The organism is Nocardia sp. NPDC050710 (assembly GCF_040654375.1).
Taxonomy (GTDB): Bacteria; Actinomycetota; Actinomycetes; order Mycobacteriales; family Mycobacteriaceae; genus Nocardia.
The window spans coordinates 1-1,477 of sequence record NZ_JBFAHV010000070.1 but is presented as its reverse complement, the minus strand read 5'-3'; the positions used below and the strand labels follow the sequence as shown (position 1 = coordinate 1,477).

Below are 1,477 nucleotides of genomic sequence, written 5' to 3'. Positions count from 1 at the left end.
CCAGTCATGATGGAACCGGCCCACCGCGCCGCTCGGACGCAGGCGTGACCCGGAATTTTCCTGACCCCAACGGGTGTCTTTCGAAGGACCCGTCGGCCTGCATATCGGTCGGTGCGGTGGGCCGCCTCGATAGCAATTTGCTCGTCGCACGACCCGGACTCGGGTGTGACCCCGTAGTCTCCTGACCCACCTGTGGTGTCCTTCTCGGGACCCGTCGGCCCGGGTTCGGGCTGGTGCGATGCGCCCACCGCACAATCCCACCCAGGTCTTGCGCATCGAGGGTCGTGACCTGATAGGAGCCTGCCGCGCACTCGCCGGCCCGTGACTGGCCTGTCCGACCCACCCTGCCACGCGCAGCACCTGCCGACCCGAAGGGCAGCACCCATCCGATGACCTCGTCCCTCGCCGCGCAGCCGGTCGTCTACGCCGGTGTCGACACCCACGCCGACACCCACCACGTCGGGATCGTCAACGAACACGGAAAGAAGCTCGCCGACCGCGAATTCCCCACCACGGCAACTGGTTACGCAGCCATGGAGCAATGGGTCGTCTCCTTCGGTCAAGTTGCGCGAATCGGCATCGAGGGCACCGGATCCTATGGAGTCGAGCTCGCTCGTTACCTGCACGAGCGCGGCCACGATGTCGCCGAGGTGCCGCGCCCGAACCGGCGACTGCGCCGCGCGCAAGGCAAGACCGACACCATCGACGCCTACGCCGCAGCCCGTCGGCTACTCGACGAATCCGGTGTCACCGCACCGAAACTGCGCAACGGCGCGATCGAGGCGGTCCGGGCACTGCGGGTGGCGCGCCATAGCGCGGTCAAGGCCACCACCGCCGCGATGAACGCGCTTCGCGGGCTGATCACCACCAGCCCGGAAGCATTGCGCAGCCAGCTGCGCGGACTGTCCCGCGCCAAGCTGGTAACCACCTGCGCCGCGTTTCGGCCTGACCCCACCCGCCTCGCAGACCCTGTGCAGGCGACCAAGCTGGCGCTGCGCTCGCTGGCCGCCCGGATCCAACAGGCCCGCGATCAGGCCGACCAACTCGAACGCCACCTGCACCAGTTGCTCGAACAGGTCGCCCCGAACACTCTCGACGTGTTCGCGCTCGGGCCGGATACTGCTGCGGCACTGGTGATTTCGATCGGCGACAACCCAGATCGCCTGACCGGTGATGCCGCCTTCGCCCGCCTCTGCGGCGTCGCACCCATTCCCGCGTCGTCCGGCAAGACCACCCGGCACCGGCTGCATCGCGGCGGTGACCGGCAGGCCAACCAGGCGCTGCACACCGCGGTGATCGTGCGCCTGCGCTACGACCAGCGAACCAGAGCCTACGTTGCCCGCCGCACCGCCGAAGGCAAGACCAAACCCGAGATCATCCGCTGCCTCAAGCGATACCTCGCACGTGAAGTGTTCCGAGCCCTGCGCGCCGACTTCCGAAGCCCGGCACAGCCAGCTTGACATCTATAGGAGCGTCC

At 68.0% G+C, this 1,477-nt stretch carries 1 protein-coding gene; it reads left to right on the top strand.

The genetic code is table 11. The annotated features are described in order from the left end of the window. Positions 1–389 precede the first annotated feature (389 nt). A complete protein-coding gene (locus tag AB0H61_RS39015) occupies positions 390–1,460 on the top strand; it encodes an IS110 family transposase (RefSeq protein WP_357313981.1) in 1,071 nt (356 codons plus the stop codon). The last annotated feature ends 17 nt before the right edge of the window (positions 1,461–1,477 follow it).

Coding starts and splice junctions, on each gene's coding strand:
- AB0H61_RS39015 (WP_357313981.1), top strand. CDS start 390: ATGACCTCGTCCCTCGCCGCGCAGCCGGTCGTCTACGCCGGTGTCGAC.